The 21,110-nt window shown below is 42.4% G+C and carries 19 protein-coding genes; 13 read left to right on the top strand and 6 right to left on the bottom strand.

Going from position 1 to position 21,110, the window contains the following annotated elements; all coding sequences use genetic code 11:
• Positions 1-9: 9 nt before the first annotated feature.
• From Q8J82_RS08615 to galE, 5 genes are all read left to right on the top strand, one after another.
• Entirely contained in the window at positions 10-534 is a 525-nt protein-coding gene (locus Q8J82_RS08615; RefSeq protein ID WP_304909555.1) for a serine O-acetyltransferase, read from the top strand.
• Between the two features lie 578 nt (positions 535-1,112).
• Positions 1,113-2,174, top strand: a complete 1,062-nt coding sequence (locus Q8J82_RS08610) for a glycosyltransferase family 2 protein (protein WP_305328136.1) — start codon at positions 1,113-1,115, stop codon at positions 2,172-2,174.
• Entirely contained in the window at positions 2,171-2,947 is a 777-nt protein-coding gene (locus tag Q8J82_RS08605) for a WecB/TagA/CpsF family glycosyltransferase (RefSeq protein WP_305328135.1), read from the top strand. The genes Q8J82_RS08610 and Q8J82_RS08605 overlap by 4 nt, the downstream gene beginning before the upstream one ends.
• Before the next feature lie 136 nt (positions 2,948-3,083).
• Positions 3,084-3,899, top strand: coding sequence for an ExeA family protein (locus Q8J82_RS08600; protein ID WP_304909552.1), 816 nt, complete (start codon positions 3,084-3,086; stop codon positions 3,897-3,899).
• Between the two features lie 54 nt (positions 3,900-3,953).
• Positions 3,954-4,961 (top strand): UDP-glucose 4-epimerase GalE, encoded by a 1,008-nt coding sequence (gene galE / locus Q8J82_RS08595; RefSeq protein ID WP_304909551.1) that lies wholly within the window; start codon positions 3,954-3,956, stop codon positions 4,959-4,961.
• 58 nt (positions 4,962-5,019) lie between these two features.
• Here galE and Q8J82_RS08590 read toward each other — a convergent pair whose 3' ends face one another.
• The 6 genes from Q8J82_RS08590 to Q8J82_RS08565 all read right to left on the bottom strand — a co-directional run bounded on the left by Q8J82_RS08590 (position 5,020) and on the right by Q8J82_RS08565 (position 11,715).
• Positions 5,020-6,252 carry a glycosyltransferase family 4 protein gene (locus Q8J82_RS08590; protein WP_304909550.1) on the bottom strand — a complete coding sequence of 411 codons (1,233 nt, stop codon included), beginning with the start codon at positions 6,250-6,252 and terminating at the stop codon, positions 5,020-5,022.
• A gap of 76 nt (positions 6,253-6,328) precedes the next feature.
• The gene (locus Q8J82_RS08585; protein WP_304909549.1) at positions 6,329-7,372 is read right to left on the bottom strand and encodes a polysaccharide deacetylase family protein; all 1,044 of its coding nucleotides are present in this window, start codon (positions 7,370-7,372) and stop codon (positions 6,329-6,331) included.
• Positions 7,373-7,498: 126 nt separating this feature from the next.
• Positions 7,499-8,929 carry an undecaprenyl-phosphate glucose phosphotransferase gene (locus Q8J82_RS08580; RefSeq protein WP_305328134.1) on the bottom strand — a complete coding sequence of 477 codons (1,431 nt, stop codon included), beginning with the start codon at positions 8,927-8,929 and terminating at the stop codon, positions 7,499-7,501.
• A gap of 48 nt (positions 8,930-8,977) precedes the next feature.
• Positions 8,978-9,739, bottom strand: coding sequence for an XrtB/PEP-CTERM-associated transcriptional regulator EpsA (gene epsA / locus Q8J82_RS08575; RefSeq protein ID WP_304891985.1), 762 nt, complete (start codon positions 9,737-9,739; stop codon positions 8,978-8,980).
• Positions 9,740-9,950: 211 nt separating this feature from the next.
• The gene (locus Q8J82_RS08570) at positions 9,951-10,316 is read right to left on the bottom strand and encodes a VanZ family protein (RefSeq protein WP_305328133.1); all 366 of its coding nucleotides are present in this window, start codon (positions 10,314-10,316) and stop codon (positions 9,951-9,953) included.
• A complete protein-coding gene (locus tag Q8J82_RS08565) occupies positions 10,303-11,715 on the bottom strand; it encodes an undecaprenyl-phosphate glucose phosphotransferase (RefSeq protein WP_305328132.1) in 1,413 nt (470 codons plus the stop codon). Before Q8J82_RS08565 ends, Q8J82_RS08570 begins: the two co-directional genes overlap by 14 nt.
• An 870-nt stretch (positions 11,716-12,585) precedes the next feature.
• On the opposite strand from Q8J82_RS08565, the gene epsL reads away from it, so the two are divergent.
• The 8 genes from epsL (at position 12,586) to xrtB (ending at position 21,108) form a co-directional block, all read left to right on the top strand.
• Positions 12,586-13,755, top strand: coding sequence for an XrtB/PEP-CTERM-associated polysaccharide biosynthesis outer membrane protein EpsL (gene epsL / locus Q8J82_RS08560; RefSeq protein WP_305327283.1), 1,170 nt, complete (start codon positions 12,586-12,588; stop codon positions 13,753-13,755).
• Positions 13,756-13,814: 59 nt separating this feature from the next.
• A complete protein-coding gene (locus Q8J82_RS08555; RefSeq protein WP_305327282.1) occupies positions 13,815-14,858 on the top strand; it encodes a TIGR03790 family protein in 1,044 nt (347 codons plus the stop codon).
• A complete protein-coding gene (locus tag Q8J82_RS08550; protein ID WP_305327281.1) occupies positions 14,845-15,507 on the top strand; it encodes a CAAX prenyl protease-related protein in 663 nt (220 codons plus the stop codon). The genes Q8J82_RS08555 and Q8J82_RS08550 overlap by 14 nt, the downstream gene beginning before the upstream one ends.
• 256 nt (positions 15,508-15,763) lie before the next feature.
• On the top strand, positions 15,764-16,780 hold the full coding sequence (locus tag Q8J82_RS08545) for an EpsD family peptidyl-prolyl cis-trans isomerase (RefSeq protein WP_305327280.1): 1,017 nt from the start codon (positions 15,764-15,766) through the stop codon (positions 16,778-16,780).
• An 82-nt stretch (positions 16,781-16,862) separates the two neighbouring features.
• Positions 16,863-17,897: an SLBB domain-containing protein gene (locus Q8J82_RS08540; RefSeq protein ID WP_305328131.1), complete on the top strand. Its 1,035-nt coding sequence runs from the start codon at positions 16,863-16,865 to the stop codon at positions 17,895-17,897.
• 8 nt (positions 17,898-17,905) lie between these two features.
• The gene (gene epsF, locus Q8J82_RS08535; protein WP_304908960.1) at positions 17,906-19,309 is read left to right on the top strand and encodes a chain length determinant protein EpsF; all 1,404 of its coding nucleotides are present in this window, start codon (positions 17,906-17,908) and stop codon (positions 19,307-19,309) included.
• 12 nt (positions 19,310-19,321) lie between these two features.
• Positions 19,322-20,203, top strand: coding sequence for a chain length determinant protein tyrosine kinase EpsG (epsG, locus tag Q8J82_RS08530; RefSeq protein WP_304908961.1), 882 nt, complete (start codon positions 19,322-19,324; stop codon positions 20,201-20,203).
• 8 nt (positions 20,204-20,211) lie between these two features.
• Positions 20,212-21,108: an exosortase B gene (gene xrtB / locus Q8J82_RS08525; RefSeq protein WP_304908962.1), complete on the top strand. Its 897-nt coding sequence runs from the start codon at positions 20,212-20,214 to the stop codon at positions 21,106-21,108.
• Positions 21,109-21,110: the final 2 nt, after the last annotated feature.

Genomic DNA, 21,110 nt, shown 5'->3' with positions numbered 1-21,110 from the left:
CCAATATTTATGAGCAATACATTAATAGAAAATACTATGGTTTCCGCAGAGATTCCTGACTGGTCCCGTGAAAAGAAGAGTTTCTTTTCATGGGATCCTTCCCGATCTTTGCTGGCTAGTATTCGTAGCTATCAGTGTTATTCAGTATCCGGCAATCCGCTATTCAGACTCATAAGTAAAGCTATCGTATTGCGCCACCGCTTTTGGAGTGTGGTCACAGGGGCTGATATTCCATTAAATAGCAAGCTTGGGGGAGGGCTGATATTGCCGCACCCAAATGGCATCGTTATTCACCCTGATGCAGTAATTGGTCCAAATTGCCTGATTTTTCAGCAAGTGACAATAGGTACGCGTTCCGGCAGCAGACCACCTGTGATTGGTGGACATGTTGATATTGGCGCTGGTGCAAAAATTCTGGGGGCTATAGCGGTCGGCAATCATGCCAATGTAGGTGCAAATGCTGTGGTACTTAAGGATATTCCTGCTGGAAAAAATGCAGTGGGCATTCCGGCACGGATTATCGGAGATCAGTAAGTTGTAACGTTAATGCTTTTTAGTTATTTGCCATCAAGTTATATCGGTAAGAGTGAACTCATTCATATTCAATGCAAATCTTGCCAAAGAGAGAAGGCGATTATAACTGATAGTTAGATAGTCATTTAACTAACGTTGTAGTCGAACTCTCAACAGAATAATTCTATAAAAATTCATAACCCATTGATAACTATACGCTCTAGCGAGTGGCGTGAAATTTGCATTATGTATATTGTTACTCATCATTTATTGAATGCAATTTTTTCAGCTAACGGTATTTAAATTTATGCAAATTAATTATTTTATTAATCAGTACCCTAAAGTAAGCCAAAGTTACATTCCCGAAGAGATTTCGCTAGAGGTACGTCCGGGTGTTGATGGGAAGCAGATTGTACTGCATGATTGGGATGTTGATTTAGAGACATCGAAGTTGGTTAAGTGGTATAGAGGCATACAGTATGTCAATTATTGAGATTCTATTAACAATAATGTCCTTAGTACTTTTGGTGCCAATTCTAGTTCTATTGATACAAGTGCTACTTTCGGTAATATTCAAAGTAAAGCCACGCCAACTTAGAATGCGTAGACCATCAATAGCAGTCATTATTCCAGCACATAACGAGCAGGTGCTTATCCAATCAACCATTACCTCTGTTTTGTCGCAATTGAATCAAGACGACCGGCTGATTGTTGTGGCAGATAACTGTACAGATGCAACAGCTTCTATTGCCAGGGCTGCAGGTGCGGAAGTTGTGGAGCGATTTAATCTGCAAGAACGCGGCAAAGGTTATGCGCTTGATTTTGGTGTTCGTCACTGTGCACAAAACCCGCCAGAAGTCGTCATTATTGTAGATGCAGACTGTCAAGTTGGCGCTAAATCTATATACAGGCTCGCTGCAGCCTGTTTGGAATTCAGCAGACCTGTGCAAGCGTTATATTTAATGAAATCACCTAGTGGCGCAGGGCTGAAGACCCGCATTGCTGAATTTGCATGGCTAGTCAAAAATTTGGTAAGACCTTCAGGTTATGCTGTTTTGGGTTTACCTTGCCAGTTGATGGGTACAGGCATGGCTTTTCTTTGGAAAGATATTAGTAGTGCCAATCTAGCAAGCGGACATATTGTCGAAGACCTTAAATTAGGCATTGATTTTTGCAGGACAGGCAGGCCACCACTTTTCTTACCACAGGCATTGGTTACTAGCGTTTTTCCTATAAGTGCAGAAGGATTAACCGGGCAGCGTACCAGATGGGAGCATGGACATCTTGGGGTAATGTTAAGTGAAGCACCTGGTTTGTTTGCTGAGTCTATTTGCAAAAAAAATACTGGCCTTTTGGCTTTGGCGTTTGATTTAATTGTACCGCCATTAGCTTTGCTAACTTTATCGATTGCTGCAATTTTTATTGCCAGTGCTGCATTGTATTTATTCAGTGGTGTGACACTGCCTTTATGGCTTTCACTCACTGGTTTTTGCATGCTTGGTTTTGCAGTGATGCTAGCGTGGTCTGTGTTTGGCCGTCAGGTGATTTCACTTGCAAGTTTATGTTATGCCCCTATTTATGCGCTACTTAAAATACCTGTCTATCTTAACTTTTTAGTTAAACGCCAGGTTAATTGGGTGCGTGCGAAGCGAGATGAATGATGCGTGAAATGATGAATGAATTAGTGACTGAAATGAAAGAGTGGAAAGTTCGCTGGTACGCGCTGGTAAAAAAAACGCGCGTAGTTGCAGATTCTGACGATGAAAGGCTACTTCTTGATGAACTTGCAACAATCAATTCACCAAAGATTGTCGGCTTTGTGAATTCATATGCAATGAATTCTGTGGTGAAGAATACAACGTTTTTCAACTCGCTTTGTGCTGCCGATATTCTTTTGCGCGACGGATCCGGCATGGCAATGCTGTTTACACGCCTTAATATTAAGAAGGGACTTAATATGAACGGCACAGACTTTATTCCAAAGCTATTAGAAGCTTATCGAGGCAGGCAAGTTGCTTTCTGGGGTACGCAAGAGCCATATTTGAGTGAGGCAGTCTCACTTGCCCAGTCTAAATATGGGGTAAAAGTAGTCTCTTTCCATCACGGTTTTGATACTGAGCAAGTTTATGTGGATTTGGCGGCTGAATTCAAGCCGGACTTGATTATTCTTGGCATGGGCATGCCAAAACAGGAAAAAATTGCGGCGATGATACGTGACAAGCGTATTACAACACTTGTAGTTTGTGGAGGCGCCATCATTGACTTTATGGGCAATAAGATCAAGCGCGCTCCTGCCTGGGTAAGGCAGCTAGGTTTTGAATGGTTATATAGATTGATATTAGAACCCAAAAGGTTGTACAAACGTTATGTTTTAGGTAACCCTGCTTTTATTTTTAGATTGCTGCGGTTGCATAGGGTAGCCCGAACCGATTAATTGAATCAATGGTTACTCTCGTGATATATTTTAATCCATCTAGTTCCTGCCTCGATAGGTGTCACATTGCTGGTAGAATATGGGTTAATGTGAAGTTTTATAGTGATATATTTAAAGTTTAGAAAGTACGCTTAGTATGTATGAAGAATTTTATGGGTTGAAAGAAAAGCCGTTCACAATTCAGCCTGATCCTGATTTCCTGTTTTTTGGTCGTCGACACAGTATGGCTTATTCCATGCTTGAATACGGCATTGAGAGTCGCGCAGGATTCAGTGTAATCTGCGGTGAAATCGGTTGCGGAAAAACGACCTTGGTTCGCCATTTACTTAATAATATTGGATCTGATATTAAGATTGGTATTGTTTACAACACACATCAGAAAGTGGATGATTTGTTAGGCTGGATTATGCTGGCTTTTGAACAACCCTATGCAGGTATGTCAGAAATTGAGCTTTTTGATGCTTTTCAAAAGTTTTTGATTTCCAGCTATGTTGCTGGTCAAAGAGTGGTGCTGATCGTTGATGAAGCCCAGAACTTGAGTCCTGGTGCACTTGAGTCTCTGCGCATGCTTTCTAACATCAATGCCGATAAGGATCAGTTGTTGCAAGTGATTCTGGTTGGGCAACCTGAATTAAGAGAACTGCTTCGCAGACCTGATTTGCAGCAGTTTATGCAGCGTGTCGCCGTTGATTTTTTTATTCCAGCTTTGCAGCCTTTTGAAGTTGCTAAATACATTCAGCATCGTCTGAGCGTAGCGGGTTGCGAAAAACCTCTTTTCACTGCACGTGCTATTGAGCTGATTGCGGAAGAAAGTAAAGGCGTTCCTAGAAGCATCAATATATTATGTGATATGGCAATGGTGTATGGATTTTCTAGCGGAGAAGAAAAAATCGGTGCAGAAGTGGTTGTTGAGCTTCTTAAGGACAGAGCCAAATTTGGTGTACTTGCATAAAAAATTATCAATGCTTTTGAATAACTTTTAATATAAGGTTTGGGAAATCTTGCTATGAGCATACTGGTTACTGGCGGAGCTGGTTATATTGGTTCCCATACCTGTCTTGAGCTGTTGAATGCAGACTTCGATGTTGTTGTGCTGGACAACTTCAGTAATAGCAAAATGGAATCTCTCAAGCGCGTAGAAAAGCTTACAGGACGTTCACTTGTATTTATTCAAGGTGATGTCCGTGACCGCAGTTGTCTGCGGGAATTATTTTTGCAGCATAAGATTACTTCGGTCATTCATTTTGCTGGATATAAATCAGTAGGTGAATCGGTCAGAAATCCCCTTATTTATTACGATAATAACGTTTCTGGAAGTGTCGTCCTTGCTGAGGTGATGGCAGAATTTGGAGTTAAGCGCATTGTATTTAGCTCTTCAGCGACAGTGTATGACACGCCAGGGGATAATCAAATCCGTGAAGATTTTCCTTTAGGACCTATCAATCCTTACGGCCGATCCAAACTCATGGTGGAGCAAGTTTTTCAGGATATTTCAGCTTCCGATAGTGAATGGAAGATTGCCGTCCTACGTTATTTTAACCCTGTTGGCGCACACGAGAGCGGCATGATAGGCGAAGACCCTAATGGTATTCCAAATAACTTGATGCCTTACATATCGCAGGTGGCTGTTGGTAGGCTTGCAGAATTGAGTGTATTTGGTTCCGATTACCCGACACAAGATGGTACAGGCGTCCGAGATTATATCCACGTGGTTGATTTGGCACGTGGTCACCTAGCAGCTTTGCAAGCTTTAGAGCGTCATTCTGGTTTGATGACGGTTAATTTAGGGACTGGTAAGGGATGCAGCGTGCTAGAGTTGATACGTGCGTTTGAACATGCAAGTGGTAAGGCTGTACCGTATCGTATTGTAGAACGCAGGCCTGGAGATTCGGCTACTTGCTATGCAGATCCTAGTCTAGCGGAATCACTATTGGGTTGGCAGGCCAAACTTGATATCAGTGCTATGTGCCGAGATGCATGGCGTTGGCAATCCAATAATCCTCAAGGGTATTAAGTAGGTTTGTAGTTACGATTGTCTTGTAGAGTCATTAAATTAGAGGTTTTGCAAACAACTAGCCCTTAATTTTTTCTAACTCAAGGAAGCGTTGCCATAACTTTTCCACACCTTTTTCAATGGTGAACTCAGCCAGTACTTTTTGCTTACCAGCACTGCCGTAGCGGCTACGCTTTTCCTTGTCCTGTGCTAGTTCGACAATATGTTCTGCCATTTGTGATGAATTCGCAGGATCAAATAGCAGTCCGTTTTCTCTATCGATGACTAATTCAGGTATGCCCGCCAGACGTGGTGCTATTACTGGAACCTCAAGAATCATGGCTTCCATCAGTACCATAGGAATACCTTCCATAAATGAAGAAAGTGCAAAAATGTCGGCATGCACCATTTCATCAAGCACGGTTTGCTCTGGCACCGCTCCGCGGAAAATCACTTTATCCGCAATGCCTTTTTCTTTGACATAAGCTTCCAGTTCCTTTCGGTAGGGGCCATCGCCTAGCAGAACCAGTTCCATATCTGGTAAGACTTTCAAGGCATCCGCAAATGCACTAATCATCACTGGGTAGCCTTTTTCGACATGCAGCCTGCCAACTGAAATGATGCGAATGATCGAGTGGTCTTTTTGGTAATCAGCTAAGTTAGACTTGGCGAGATTGACCGCATCCAGTTCGATGCCGCAGCGTGATACAAACAGTTTATGCCAATGCTGCGGGCCAACTGTGCGAAATGCCTGAGATAAACCGAAGTATGAAATACAATTGGCAAATGTGCATTTCTCAAGTTTTGAGCCAAGTAGCGGCCCCCAGGGATAATCAAAGCAGGAAGTTCCGTGCAGGGTCATGGACCAGCTAAGCTGTAAATAAGTACACGCAATCATGCCGACATTTGCACCTGCATTGGCAAAATGAATGTGTAAATGCTGAACAGGTTTTTGCTGTAGATGGTGAGCTAGCAAGATGCCTTCTGCGAATTGAAATAAAGACCATAGGGTATTTTTAACTCCAGGAAGATGATGGCCTAGCGCAGTTTTAAGCGTATGCAGATATATAAGCGGTCTTTGGAAAAACATTTTCCCGTGAATAAAAAGCAATTGCCAGGGTTTGACAGGCAAAATGCTGATGGTTTGTTGAAACTCCTGATGATCCAGTTCGGAAATGAGATTTTCATATTTGGGTCGGCGTAGCGCATAAACATCAATAGATGCGCCACGACGGCGAATCTCATTGATTTCGCGCCGAATAAAGGTATGTGAACGTGATGGATATTCACTGCAAAAATAGGCTAGCTTCACTATGGTTATCTTTCTGAATCTTAAGGCTGTGTATACATGATGAGTATGGTTTTAGTGATGGTGAAAATGGCGACCACTAAAGTCCAGGCTGTAAGCCGCTTAAACGTAAAGCAAAGCGGGCCGTAGAAAGCTGTTGTTTGCGATTCCAGTTGTTGAACGTGTTCACATCACAACGATTAAGCTGAAAATGCGGCTGATTGAGTTGGTTTTTACCCCATTGCGTGGTAACTGCATTTTGGTAGCCGGCTTGGAGAACGGCCTCCACAGAGCGTGCATCGCAATCACCATTCGGATAGCAAAATGAAGTGATTTCAGTATTGAGTTCTGTTTCCAGCCGGCGTTTTGATTCGGCAGTCTCAAATTTCAAATCCTGATCATTACACTGTGGCATCAATGCATGAGTCATCGAGTGAGAGCCGATTTCATGTCCTTGTTGATGCATCAGACGAATCTCGTCCCAGGTCATCAGTCTTCCCCATTCAGGATATGATGTTTGCAGCAAGCTTTCTAGCGCCTCTATGAACAGCTTGCGTTTTTCAGGTGATATGCGCTTTGAATGCTGGATGATGTGATTTTCAAATGCACTGGTTGGATTGGCTGGAATACCAAAAGACTGCGCTAGTTCAAGGGTCTTACGCATGGATTTTTCACCATTATTTCTGGCAGCAAGTGTGCAATAGCCAATTCTGTCGTGCCAGAGAATGCTTGCCTCATCAATATTCGAGGCTGGAATATAAAATGTTGCTTTAAAATCAAACTCATCCAGCACGGGTAAGCCATATTGAAGATTATCCAGTTGTCCATCATCAAATGTAATGGCCAGAAACGGTTTATTAGGTTGCTCGCCGCTCTGCCAGCGTTGATTTAGATTGGTAATGGAACCAACTGAAAAGTAATGTGCAAAAAAACTGCAAAACCAGCGCAACTCCTCAGGGGTTACACATATGCCAGGGTAGGGGTATTGCTGACGCAGGTTTTCAGGTAATACACGATGAAAGGTCGCTATAGTTAGCTTACCCTTAGCCCTTTTGCCTGGGTTGCTGATTTCTGATAACAACAATCCATTGGCAAGTACATCGCGTAACAACGGTTTAATAGATTTTAATATTGACGGATTCAAGTTTACGGATTTAAATTTACAGTTTTAAAATATAAAGTACAGCCCGTTAATGAAAAATCAGTTTAACGAATTCCCATTTTTGGCTGTACTAAATGTTGTGAATATTCTCATATGCTGCATACTAAGCTAGTAAGCCCCTTTGCCTGTGAAAGCAAAAACGGTACGGAATAAAATTGTAATGTCTAACCATATAGACCAGTTGTTGATGTATTCAATATCCGCCTCAACACGCTGAACCATTTGACCGATTTCTGTAGTTTCACCCCTTAATCCCCGCACCTGTGCAAGGCCAGTGATACCAGGTTTAATGTGGTGTCTTGCAAAATAGTCAAAGATTCGCTGTGAATACTCTTTGTCGTGTTGAAGTGCATGTGGTCGTGGTCCAACTAGAGACATATCTCCAGTCAGCACATTGAATATTTGCGGCAGTTCATCAAGGCTGGTTTTTCGGATAAAAGCACCCACACGCGTAATTCTTGAATCGTTTTTCTGGGCCTGCTTCAATTTCCCAGCTTCTTCTTGATGTACGTACATGCTGCGAAATTTCCATATCTTGAATGATTTCCCACTCCAGCCAGCTCGATTTTGTCTAAAAAATACCGGGCCTGGACTGTCTAGTTTAACTGCAATGGCAACAACAAGCAGTATTGGCAAAATAGCGATCAATATCAATGCCGATAGTAATTTATCTTCTAAAGACTTTAGAAGCATACGCATGCCAATAAGCGGTGTTTCCGAGAGGGTAATCACAGGAATTCCAGATATTTCCTTAACGCTATGATTGACTAAGCGCAGTGAAAAAATATCTGGTATCCAGTGAATGGCGACATGTTTATCTAATGTATTGGTATAAATATCCTCTAAAGCCTTAGAGGACTGAAGTGGTGTAACAACGTAAATCATACTAATTTCGTATTGGTCAATCAGGGCAGATAAATGTTCAATATTTCCCAATACAATCGGGTCGCTTTTTCTTCCGGGGGCTTTTCTTCCAGAGGTCTGTTTTTCATCACCAGGCAGTCTAATGAAACCAATAACCTGTTCACCGATCCATGGATTGCTTGATATCTTGTGCTGCAGGTAATAAGCCAGTTTACTTTGGCCAACAATCAGCACTTTTTCATTTTGCTGTGAGTGTAAAATGACCTTTTGGTAAATAATCCTGAACATGTAATGCAGCATTAATTGCGCAAAATATCCAGAGATGAATATCTTACCAATTAAACTTCTGGAATATATATCACTTTGTTTTGTCAAAAACGCCAATACCACCAGCACCAGAAAAGTAAGTGACCATGCTTTTAACAGGTTAAAGGCTTTGTCTATATAGGTAGCATTGCTTCTATAGATTGCAAATCTGTCATAGGTTAATGCCATGATACCAAGCATCAAAAACATCATGTTTACATAGGCAGAATAAAAGCCACCCGTATAATATGTGACAAGTCCCCATGTAATCCCAATCACAGCTCCGCCATCAAGCAGTTGCTGAACAAGGTTGCTTAGACTGCTGCGTCTTTGCAGAATAGTTCTTGAATTTGTTTGTCTGTATGCCATTTAGCTTTTCTGTTAGTACGTATTAAAGTGCTTATCTATCATGATGACTTAATTTAACTTAGGCGGCACATAAGTAGCAACTGCCTGAGCACGGGATGATACATCAAGTTTACTGAATATTCGTTTTAAGTGATTTTTCACCGTATTAGGGCTAATGCCAAGAATGATACTAATTTCAATATTAGTCTTGCCCAACCTTACCCAGTGCACTATTTCATGCTCTCTGTCACTTAGGCCTTGCACATGATAATCGGACAGCTCATCATCTATTTCGCATTCCAGACTTTCAACTCGTCTTAAAGCCGCATCCAGATGTGGCATCAACATACCTAATACTGAAGATACAATAGGAAACTCGCTTTTTTGATCTAAAAATATATACAAGCAATCATTGTTTCCACGAATATCACGTAACCCGTAGACTAATAGTGAGTTTATTAATGACTGTTTGTTGTTTAAAAATATTGGTAAATCGTCAGTATGCTGATCAACAACGAAATTATTGATACGATACCAGCGTTCGTTATTAACCAGCCATCTTTGGTAAAGATCAATCATCAAGTTATTAATTTGCCCTGGTGATTCTCGTAAAGACTCCGTACGAATTCCTGGAATTTTTGAGCAGACATCATAGTTAAGAATGCCCTTATTAAAATCACCCCATACAGCAATTAACACATCATGTGGAAAAACGTTAGATAGGTGGTCTTGCTGCCATCTAAAAAAATCAACATGTTTTTTAATTTTATATGAACGCTGAATCACTTCAATCAACGCATTCCAATTATGTTTCTCTACTGGCACTGTCATTTCAGCACACCCCATTTAATTTTAAAATACAACTTAATATTACTGTTGCAAATACTGTTGCAAATTAAATGCCAACAAGGCGTATAAAATTTATTGTTATTAATCAATAGGTTAAATTATTTTAATTTTAACAAATAATTAAGTTGTCTAAATATTGACACTTTTGTCTATTAAATCAGGAAAACTGTGTTCATTAACTGGTGTTGAAAAGTCAACGTAAATTGAGTTTACTGCATAACCAAGTGCTAAAAATTAGAGCCAGGACACATCCGGCAGCGTCGGCTAAAAGGTCATCTAGTCCTGGGTACCGCCCTGGAACAAAAAATTGGTGTATTTCATCTGCACCACCTATACCAACTATTAACAGCCCAAGTAAAGGTAGCGGTATCTTAGTAAATGCAATTGAGGCGAATACAGTTAATGCACCATAGAATATAAAATGCACTAATTTATCCCATGGTGGTGGAAACAGACTTCCAGAACCTGATTGGTGGCCACCGATGAAAAGCCCAGCCAACATCAAAAAAAAGCAGCAGCCTGCAACTAGCTTCAGATAATGCTGATTAATATGCGCCATCCTGGCCTTTGATGATGACCCATATTGTTCTGAAAATGATATAAATATCCTGCCTTAAACTCCAGTAACGCAGATAGTCTATGTCGTGTTCGATTCGAGCTTGCATTTTATCCAGCGTCTCAGTTTCGCCACGTAACCCATTTACCTGAGCCCATCCTGTGATACCAGGTTTTACCATGTGGCGAATCATATAGCCTTTAATCAGCTTACGGTACATTTCATTATGCGCCACGGCGTGCGGGCGTGGACCGACGATGCTCATATTGCCTTGTAATACGTTGAAGAACTGCGGTAACTCATCAAGAGATGTTTTACGTAAGAATGCGCCTAATGGTGTAATCCGCGAATCATCTTTTGTGGCTTGCACAACATCGCTACCATCATCGCACACAGTCATGGTCCGAAACTTGTAAACATTGATTTCCTTGCCGTCAAGTCCGTAACGGCGCTGTTTGAATAAAACCTGACCTGGTGAAGTGAGTTTAATACCGATGCTGATGGCCAGTAAAAGAGGGGAGAGAAGGATTAACACAAAGAGTGAAATCAATATATCTGTGAGACGCTTAAATAAGCTATCAATACCGGTAAAAGGGGACTCACAAATGGCCATTACAGGTATGCCATCTACCTGCCCCATACGGCCTTGAATCAAGTCGGTTAAAAATATATCAGGAAGAATATAAATTGATGCTGTGGTATCTCGTAACTCATCGAGTAACTTGATAATTCGAGGCTGGCTAACCATAGGTAGTGACAAATAGATCATATTGATATTATGTTGCTTAACGTACTCGGTTATATCAGCGAGCTTCCCCAATATTGGAAAGCCATTTTTATTGATCAAGCGCTCTGGATCTCGATCATCAAAAAAACCTAGGCAGGAGGTGGTTGTATAAATATTACGAACGAGACTTTCCGCAAGCGCAATCCCTTGTTCATTCATTCCGGCAATAATTGCTCTTTTTTGTGGGCCTTGCAGCTTTAATATCAGAGTGGCGCTTGCACGTAGTGCAAATACCGCCAAAAGTTGACAGGTAGGCGTTAACCAAAGCCAGAATTTTATCTCTTCAGGTGAGAACAGCTTGATGTAGCCAGTAATGGCACCAAAACCTAGTACTAAACCTGATAGAAGTAACCATGAAAGGATAATATTTCTGATGACTCTCCAGTAAGCCATGTGGATTTTAGAACTGCATGGAAACGTAATGTAAAACAAAATCACCGATAGTATTAAATAGGGTGCCGTAAGGCTGCCCTCATGCCAAAATGCCACTCCCCATAATGAGAACATAATAACACTGGGTTCCAGCAGTGATTCAGTATTGTAAAGAATGTTGTCGCGCGTAATTGCGATGCTTGTATCCTTGCGGATGGGCGGGGTGGGGTGATGCTTATTCATTAATTTTGAATTGCCTTTTTGTATCTTGAAATAGCCTGTACATGAACAAATGCTTTAGGAATCTTAAAAAATACGATATGAATTATTTTTAATCATATAAATATTGATTTTAATAACTAAGTCATTTAAAGCATTGGTTTTCGTTTAACTCGCCCAGTCGTTTAATTCTATCTACCTGCCAAGAGTAAAGCCTCAGCTATTTGTTCAGAATAAACTTCATTGTCTAGGCATTCTGACTGTTGTTCAGGAGGGTGTTTGATTGTTGGTTTCCCTAAATGACATTGTACACTTACATGATTTGTAAGTAGCTTTAAAGTAAACCCTACAATCTGTATTCATCAAGTTTAAATTTTATCATTTATGTATATGAATATACAGTTGTTAGCGATAAGGTTGGTTAGAAAGTTTGAATAAACAGCAAGTGCTTTCATGTGTTTGCTTGGTTATATATTGTTATTGATCATTAAGACTGATTTTTAAACCAGCTCTGTAGCTTCTCCATGCCATTCATCTATGATTCGCTGCTTTAAAGTGCACAGTTAGAGTGAATTAGTGATTGATTAGTTTAAGAATATGTCGTAGGATATTGAAAATAATGTAATTTAGTTAAAATACTTAATTCGAAGCTAAGTATTATAGAGCATTAAAATGATGTTTTTAAGTCAATAGGCGGGTTAAATTGTTTGAGAGTTTTAATTTAAATGGATCCAAGTCATATCACTACAAAGTATTGCAAGGTTAAAGATTGCTATGGATGCAGTCGCTTTGTCCTGACTTTGTCGCCCAATAACCGGACTCTAAAATATGCATAACTCACTAAATAAATTCAAAATAATTGACTTCAGCAAGCCGTCATGGATGAAGGCCTTCATGTTGCTTTCTTTATGCCTGCCGACATTCCTAATATTTCCAATGGCTCATGCCGATGAGAATGACCCGATAAATTTTATTGCAGGCATCTCGCGGGTGCATGATAACAACCTGTTTCGTGAATCTACAATGGAGCGAAGTGACAATATCACTACGGCTTATGCTGGAGTTCGATTGGATAAGCAGTATTCAATGCAGCGATTTAAGGCTGATTTCACCCTGACAGCCTATCGTTATCAGAAATACGATGTGCTCGATTTTGATGCCAAAGATTATAAAGGTGCCTGGCTGTGGAAACTTACGCCTTATCTTTCAGGAACGCTTTCTGCTGATCGTAAACAGCAATTGACCACCTTTGAGGATTACCGTAATTTAAGCGTAGTGACCCTTCAAAACGTACGTGTCAGCGAAAATCAGCATTTTGAAGCTGATTTTTCTCCACATGGTATTTGGCATCTGCTCGGTGGTGCTACTCGTTCCACTCAAAGCAATAGCAAGACTTTTCAGGCTGAGGACAGTTTTACCATGAATGCGCTGGATGCTGGCGTGAAATATGATTTCCGTTCAGGTAGTTCAATCACGCTCATGGGACATGAGCGCCGTGGTAACTACGAAGATCGTACTATTAATACCGCCACTCTATTTGATACCAAGTTTGATGAATCTGAAGCTGAAGCTAAGCTTAGCTGGTTGATTTCTGGAAAATCACAGGTTAATGCGCGAGCTGCTTATGTTACGCGTAATCACGATAATTTTTCTCAGCGGGATTACTCAGGTGTGGTAGGTCGGGTTGACTATCGTTGGATGCCAGCTGGGAAGTTAAGTATAACTGCGTCAGCCTCGAGTGATCTCTCGAGTTTTCAGACTGATTACAGCAGTTATACGCGCAATAACACATTGAGCATATCGCCAGTTTATGCACTGAGTGACAAAATCTCAATGCGAGCGACAGCAAGTGCCTCTGAGCGGACATTCCTTGGTGAAGTGGGCATATCTATCAACAATGGTAGGGTTGATACGAGTAAGTCGATTAGTTTAGGTGTCGACTGGACACCTTTGCGCAGCGTCACTATTGGTGCTAATTTGGCGCGAAGCAGTCGCAGCTCCAATTTAGCGGGATTCGATTTTACAGATACGACGGCCGGACTTAACGCGAACCTTTTTTTCTGAGCGAAATCAATCCTAATAACAGGCTAGTTTAGAGCTTATTTGAATTGAGTCGTTAAAACTTGACTAAAAAAACAGGGTTTCTTGCACTACTCTTTACGTTGTTACTTAGTAACGTAATAGCGGCAGGGTTTGATAATGGTCCATCTTCCAAAAAAAGTGTACTTGGCCCAGAAAATGTTGCGTTAGTCATTAATGATGCGGACGCTAATAGCGTCAAGGTCGGGGAGTACTACCGTGTTTCACGCGGCATTCCTACAAAAAATATCGTGCATGTCAGGATTCCAGATGCGCCACGCAAATTGTCGCTCAGCGAATTTACCCGTTTGAAATGGGAAATAGAAGCGCAACTTAATTCTGATGAGCAGGTGATCTTACTGGCATGGACTGCTCCCTATGCCGTAGAGTGTAACTCTATTACCTCTGCGCTCACCTTTGGCTACGATGCTGAGCAGTGCAAAAATACTTGTGCACCAGGTAAACCTAGCCCTTATTTCAATTCAGCCTCCAAAAAACCGTTTGATGATTATGGCATTCGTCTGGCGATGCTGTTGCCCACAGATTCTGTTTCAAACGCAAAGGCACTCATTGACCGTGGTGTGCAAAGCGATGCTGGTGTATTCCGTTCTACTGCCTATTATCTATCTACTTCAGATGCTGCCCGAAACAGCCGCGCACAATTTTTTCCGCCAACTGGGCTTAGTATTCCAAGTAGCGGTATGGCTGTATTGAACTTAAAATCTGACAAATTGATTGGAGCTCGTGATGTGATGATCTATCAGACCGGCTTAGCCTGGGTTGATGAACTGGACTCACTTAATTTTCTGCCAGGCGCTCTTGCAGACCATTTAACTTCTGTAGGTGGGGATTTATATGGCAAAGGCCAGATGAGCATACTGCGCTGGCTGGATGCTGGCGCTACAGCGAGTTATGGTACTGTTTCTGAGCCCTGTAATTACTGGCAGAAATTTCCGAATCCAGCGGTAATGCTCAAGTGGTATGTCAATGGCGCAACCGCAGTTGAAGCCTACTGGAAGAGCGTTGCCTGGCCAGCCCAGGGCTTATTTGTTGGTGAACCGTTAGCAGCGCCGTATGCACATCAATAAGTCGGTATTGGTGCGTGTAGCACCGTTTATTTTTTATATTGCAATTATGGCATTGTCAGGCTTATTGGCAGATTTTGGTATGGATGTGCGATGGATATATATCATAAGGGCTGGCGGTACAGCGTTGTTGTTGCTTTATTTGCGTAAGCACTATATAGAATTAAAGTGGCCACCGTCACTATCATTGAATACTATTTTAGTATCGGTCTTAATGGGCTTGCTGGTCTTTCTGCTCTGGATCAATCTTGATCAGCCTTGGATGATAATTGGCGCAGCATCAGGCTTCGACCCACGCACAGCGGATGGCGAATTGAATTACCTGATGGTTGCTTTTCGGCTTGCCGGGGGGGCTTTGGTTGTGCCAGTGATGGAGGAGTTATTTTGGCGCTCGTTCATTATGCGGTGGATAGACCGCGCCGATTTTTCTGCACTATCGCCAGTCAATATTAGTACAAAAGCGCTTTTTATCTCATCAATCTTATTTGCCAGTGAGCATAGCTACTGGTTTGCCGGGTTGGTTGCTGGACTTGTATACGGTTTGCTTTATATACGCACACAAAATCTGTGGGCTCCGGTGATTGCACATGCAGTGACCAACGGTGTACTTGGGGTTTGGGTGCTATATACAGGGCATTGGAATTATTGGTAAGTTTACGGCTTTGGCCTATCGTCATAAAATATCGTTTAGGTCTGAATTGTTTCTAGTATTAAATTTACAAACAATTCTGAAACAATTCATTTTTTAATGGATAGCGGAGAGTGTTAATATATTCATACGGTCTTGTGAGGCTGTTTATAGTAATGCTTGTGCCGTTATGGAGTATGAAATTATCAGGCGATATGCATATTCAGTGTTGATATATATCTTCAGGACTGGTTTTTAAGTTTTTAAAGGGATACGCAAAATGTATTACGAAACTAAATTTTTAGCCGCCACACCATTCGGTCGTGTAGGCAAGTTTGTATTGATGCTCATTATTCTAGGGCTAATGACTTCTTGTGGAAAAAAAGACGCTGAAGAAAAAGCGAGTCAGACTATCGTACGTGTCAACGGGGATGAAATTACTGTGCACCAACTTAACAATGAGCTTCAGCGGGCGAATGTGCAACCTAATCAGCAGGAGGCAGCTGGAAAACAGATTACGCAGAAACTGGTAGATCGTCAGATCCTTGTGCAGGAAGCACTTAAAACCAAGTTGGATCGCAATCCTCGCGTAATGCAAGCAATTGAAAATGCCAAGTTGCAAATTCTTGCTCAAGCCTATCTTGAAGAGAAGGCATCTTCACTGGCTAAGCCTACAGAGGCAGAGATTGCCGATTACCATGCCAAGCACACCGATATTTTTGCGAACCGCAAGATTTATGTGATGGAAGAGGTGGTTTTCGCAGTTGATGCAAGTAAAACTAAAGAACTTGAGTCTTTGAGTGATTCAGCCAAAACGCTGGATGATGTTACTCAATGGTTGGATGCAAATCAAATCAAATCTGCCCGAACAAAGGCGGCGCATGCGGCTGAAACTCTGCCGCCAGAGCTGTTGGATAAGCTCAGTAAAATGGTTGTTGGCGATCTTATTTTTATCAATTCCAGCGGTCGTACAGTGGCTGGCCGGTTGATTGAGATTAAAGAAGTGCCAATTTCCGAGAAGGATGCAAAACCACTGATTGAACGGATACTAACTGGACAAAAGCGCAAACAAGCCGCAGAAGTTGAAATGACGCGTACACGCAGCGCCGCAAAGATTGAATATATTAACAAAAAATTTGAGCCTAATGCTGATGCTAGTGCAGCTCAGCAAACTACCAAACCAATTACACCTGCAGATCCAGCTTTAGCAAAGCCTGCTAAGCCGGGTGAAGCTGCGAAACCAGCAGGTGATGGTAAGGTAGAGAGCCATATTGAAAAGGGTTTATCTGGACTATAAGCAAATCAGGAGGCAGTTGGTAACGTATGACGAATGCCTTTTCTGCTAATATGCTCGAATAGTAAATATGTTAGGTGACTCAATGAAACACGTTCTACTTTGTATGATGGCTTTGGTAATGGGTGCTTGGTTACCTACAGCTTCAGCACAAGAGCCTAACTATATTTTAGGTGCTGGTGATGTTGTTAGGATTACTGTGTTTAACAATCCTGACCTAACGCTTGAAACACGGATTTCAGAGGCTGATTCGATTAGCTTTCCATTGATTGGGCAGGTTAAGATTGGTGGCATTTCTACGTTTTCTGCCGAAAAGAGAATCGCAGGTATGCTGGAAAAAGGCGGGTACATTAAGAATCCGCAGGTTAACCTCTTAGTCACGCAATTCCAAAGTAAACTGGTTTCTGTGCTTGGCAGTGTCTTTAAACCTGGACGCTATCCATTGGAACGTACAACAAATCTTGCAGACTTGCTCGCGCTTGTTGGTGGTGTGACGCCAGATGGCTCTGATTTGGTCACTGTTACCAATGCTTCTGGCAAGACAGAGTACGATTTACAAAAGATTGTCGGCAAAGCAGATGGTTTAAAAAGTATTATTCTCTCAGGTGGAGAGGTCGTTTTCGTTCATTCGCGTGATATTTCGGTAATGGGTCAGGTGCTTCGCCCTGGTAAATATGCTGTTGTTGGAGGAGTCCGCACCGTGTCGGATTTTCTCAGTGTTGCAGGTGGCATCACTCCTACAGGCTCAGATACTGTCACAGTGACTACCGTACGAGATGGCAAAATCAACCGCTTTGATGTAGATGTGGATAGCTTGTTTCGTACAGGTGATAACAGCGCCAATATTGAATTGACCAGCGGTGATAGCATCTATGTAGCCAATGCGCCTATGTTCTATATTTATGGTGAAGTACAACGTCCAGGCTCTTATCGAATAGTACGAGGCATGACAGTCATGCAGGCGCTCGCTCAAGGGGGCGGTACTACATTGCGCGGTACGCAACGCAACATAAAATTAAATCGCCGCAACGATAAAGGTGAAACCGTAGTGGTAAAACCTGCACTGACCGACCCTGTATTGCAGGATGATGTAATTTACATACAAGAAAGTCTGTTTTAGGAACGTATATGAATTTCACTCAGTTTTTACTCATCCTGAAAGCTCGTTTCTGGATTATATTAATCACATTTTGCCTGATAGTGTTTACTACACTCGCTATCAATATGTTGCTACCTAAATCTTATACAGCAACGACCTCATTGGTGCTTAATTATAAGGGTATGGATCCTGTGACTGGTGTTGTTCTGCCAGCTCAGTTAATGCCGGGCTACATGGCCACACAGATTGATATTATCACCAGCCGCAATGTTGCTATTAAGGTTGTTGATCAGCTTAAATTCACCGAAAGTCCTATCGCTCAAGCGCAGTTTCAGGAGGCAACAGAAGGCAAGGGCGATATTCATGCATGGTTTGCCGATCGACTGCTAAAAGGACTTGAAGTAAAGCCATCGCGTGAAAGTAGCGTGCTTGAAATTTCTTTCGACGGTGCAGATCCAGATTTTGCGGCCAGTGTAGCCAATGCCTTTGCTAATGCCTATGTGCAAACCAGTGTGCAGCTTAAAGTCGAGCCTGCACAAAAGGCGGCAAATTTTTTGGGTGAACAGACCAGAACGCTGCGTGCAAACCTAGAAACGGCACAGGCTAAAATATCAAAATATCAGCAGGAAAAAGGGCTGACCAATATAGTGGGTAATCTGGATGTAGAAAACTCCCGTCTCAATGAGTTGTCTTCACAGTTGGTAGTGGCGCAGACGCTGGCTTATGAATCTACTTCACGCCAACGCAGCGCTAGTGACAATGCGCAATCATCGCCAGATGTCGCGGCCAATCCAATAGTACAGAATTTAAAGGTCGAGATTTCACGTGCGGAATCCAAGCTTTCTGAGTTATCTCAGCGTGTTGGCTTAAGTCACCCGCAATATCAAGCTTCAAAAGCAGAACTGAATAAACTTAGGGGCTTATTGCAGCAGGAAACACGTAATGTAAGTAGTAGTATTGGTGGTAGTGCACGTATATACCAGCAAAGAGAGGCTGAACTTAGAGCAGCCTTGGCTGAACAAAAGACTCGTGTGCTTAAGCTAAACCTCTTAAGGGATGAACTATCAGTGCTGCAACGTGATGTAGAAAATGCCCAGCGTGCCATGGATGCTTCTAGTCAGCGATTCACGCAAGCCACTATTGAAGGTAATGCCAATCAAACCGATGTTGCGGTGTTAAATCCGGCCATTCCACCACGGGGCCCCGCAAGACCAAAAGTTCTACTTAATGTACTGCTGTCCATCTTCATTGGCACTATCTTGGGCTTCCTTTTTGCGCTGCTTGCGGAAATGCTGGATAGACGTGTGCGTAGTCGTGACGACATCAGCGAATTGCTTGAAGTACCAGTATTCGCCATCATAGGAAATAAACCTTCCAAAAAAAGCGGAAGACTTCTTTCTCATTCGTCACGTCGACTCCTCAAAGCAGTTTGAGGAAGAGTAATTATGCAAAATAATAATGTTCCTACTTTAAATACTGTAATCGGCACTAACTCAGCGCGCGCAGGTAAAATCGGCAGATTACTGCTTCAGCTTGGCAAAATTTCAGCTGAAGACACAGACAAAATCCTGCAAGCCCAGCAAGAACACGGCTTATTATTTGGCGATGCGGCACTAAAGCTTGGGCTGATTAGTGATGCAGATATACACCAGGTGCTCGCCCTGCAGTTTAACTACCCTTACCTGCAGGCTGGGCAGGGTAATTATAGTGACGATCTTGTGGCGGCCTATCAGCCATTCAGTCAGCAAGTCGAGGCTTTGCGCGCATTACGCAGCCAGCTCATGATGCGCTGGTTTAATGAAGACAATAAATCGCTGGCTATTGTCAGTGCCAACGCAGGAGAAGGTGTCAGCTATCTTACTGCTAACTTAGCCATCATGTTTTCACAGTTAGGTGAACGTACACTTTTGGTTGATGCAAATATGCGAGATCCGCGCCAGCACAAGATATTTAATCTAAAAGAAAGTCGCGGACTTTCCGATATTATTGCTGGCCGTGCAGGTATGGATGTGATCAATAAGGTAGAGTTTTTCGAAAACCTCTCGGTGCTTGGGGCAGGTACTACACCTCCAAACCCGCAAGAGTTGCTTAATCGTGCTAGCTTTACCTATTTTATAGATCAAGCCTCCAGTCAATATGATGTAGTTCTTGTGGACACTTCTCCAGCTACTGCTACGGCAGATGCGCAGGTTACTGTTGCGCGCTGCGGCGGCGCACTTCTAGTTTCGCGACTCAATCACACACGCCTTGCAGATCTTACTGAAGTCCGGAATCAAATTACCGTGACAGGTGCGCGTGTGGTTGGTGCAGTTATTAACGATTATTAGTGGCAGACGTGACCAATTCTCTAGCTCATTATTATAAAAATTTGCCTGATTGGTTGTGCGAATGGTGGCCAGTTATCGTTGGTCTCATTGTACTTTACGTGCCAACCTATTACGGGCTCAATGCGGGCTTATGGAATGTCGAAGATCAGCAACACGGCCCGATTGTACTGATGGTGATATTGTTTCTCTTTTGGCAAAACCGTGAGCATTTGCGCCCAAATCCAGCGGCCATAACCTGGCCTGTGCTGGGCGGTATAAGCCTCTTTTTTGGTTTGTTGTTTTATGTGGTCGGGCGCTCGCAAGATATTCCCATCCTTGAAATAAGTTCTCAGATTTTTATTTTTGCAGGAATTCTGTTAATTACACGCGGTATGTCAGTGCTTAAGTTAATGTGGTTTCCGCTGTTTTTTATTCTGTTCATGATTCCATTGCCTGGTGTATTTATTTCAGCGGTGACGATGCCAATGAAAATGGCCGTTTCTTTTGTTGCCGAGCATGTTTTGTACTGGTTTGGTTACCCTATTGCACGTACAGGTGTGATTTTACAAATTGGCCAATATCAATTATTAGTGGCCGATGCTTGTGCTGGCATGCATACGCTCATTTCGCTTGAAGCTTTAGGGCTGCTCTACCTTAACTTGGTTAAGCATGATTCGCTGTTTCGCAATATCACGCTAGCCATACTTATCGTGCCAATTTCTTTTGCTGCCAATGTAATTCGTGTGATTGTGCTCACACTGGTGACCTACTATTTTGGCGATGCAGCAGGGCAGGGCTTTGTACATGCTTTTGCTGGCATGGTGCTGTTCATTGTTGCACTCTCATTGATTATGAGTGTTGATTCTGCATTGCATTACATTGACAAAATTCGAAAAGGCCAGCTTGGCGTAGCGGGTAGGCCGTAATA

Source organism: Methylotenera sp., from assembly GCF_030684185.1.
Classification (GTDB): Bacteria; Pseudomonadota; Gammaproteobacteria; order Burkholderiales; family Methylophilaceae; genus Methylotenera.
This window is presented reverse-complemented; position numbering and strand designations above follow the sequence as displayed.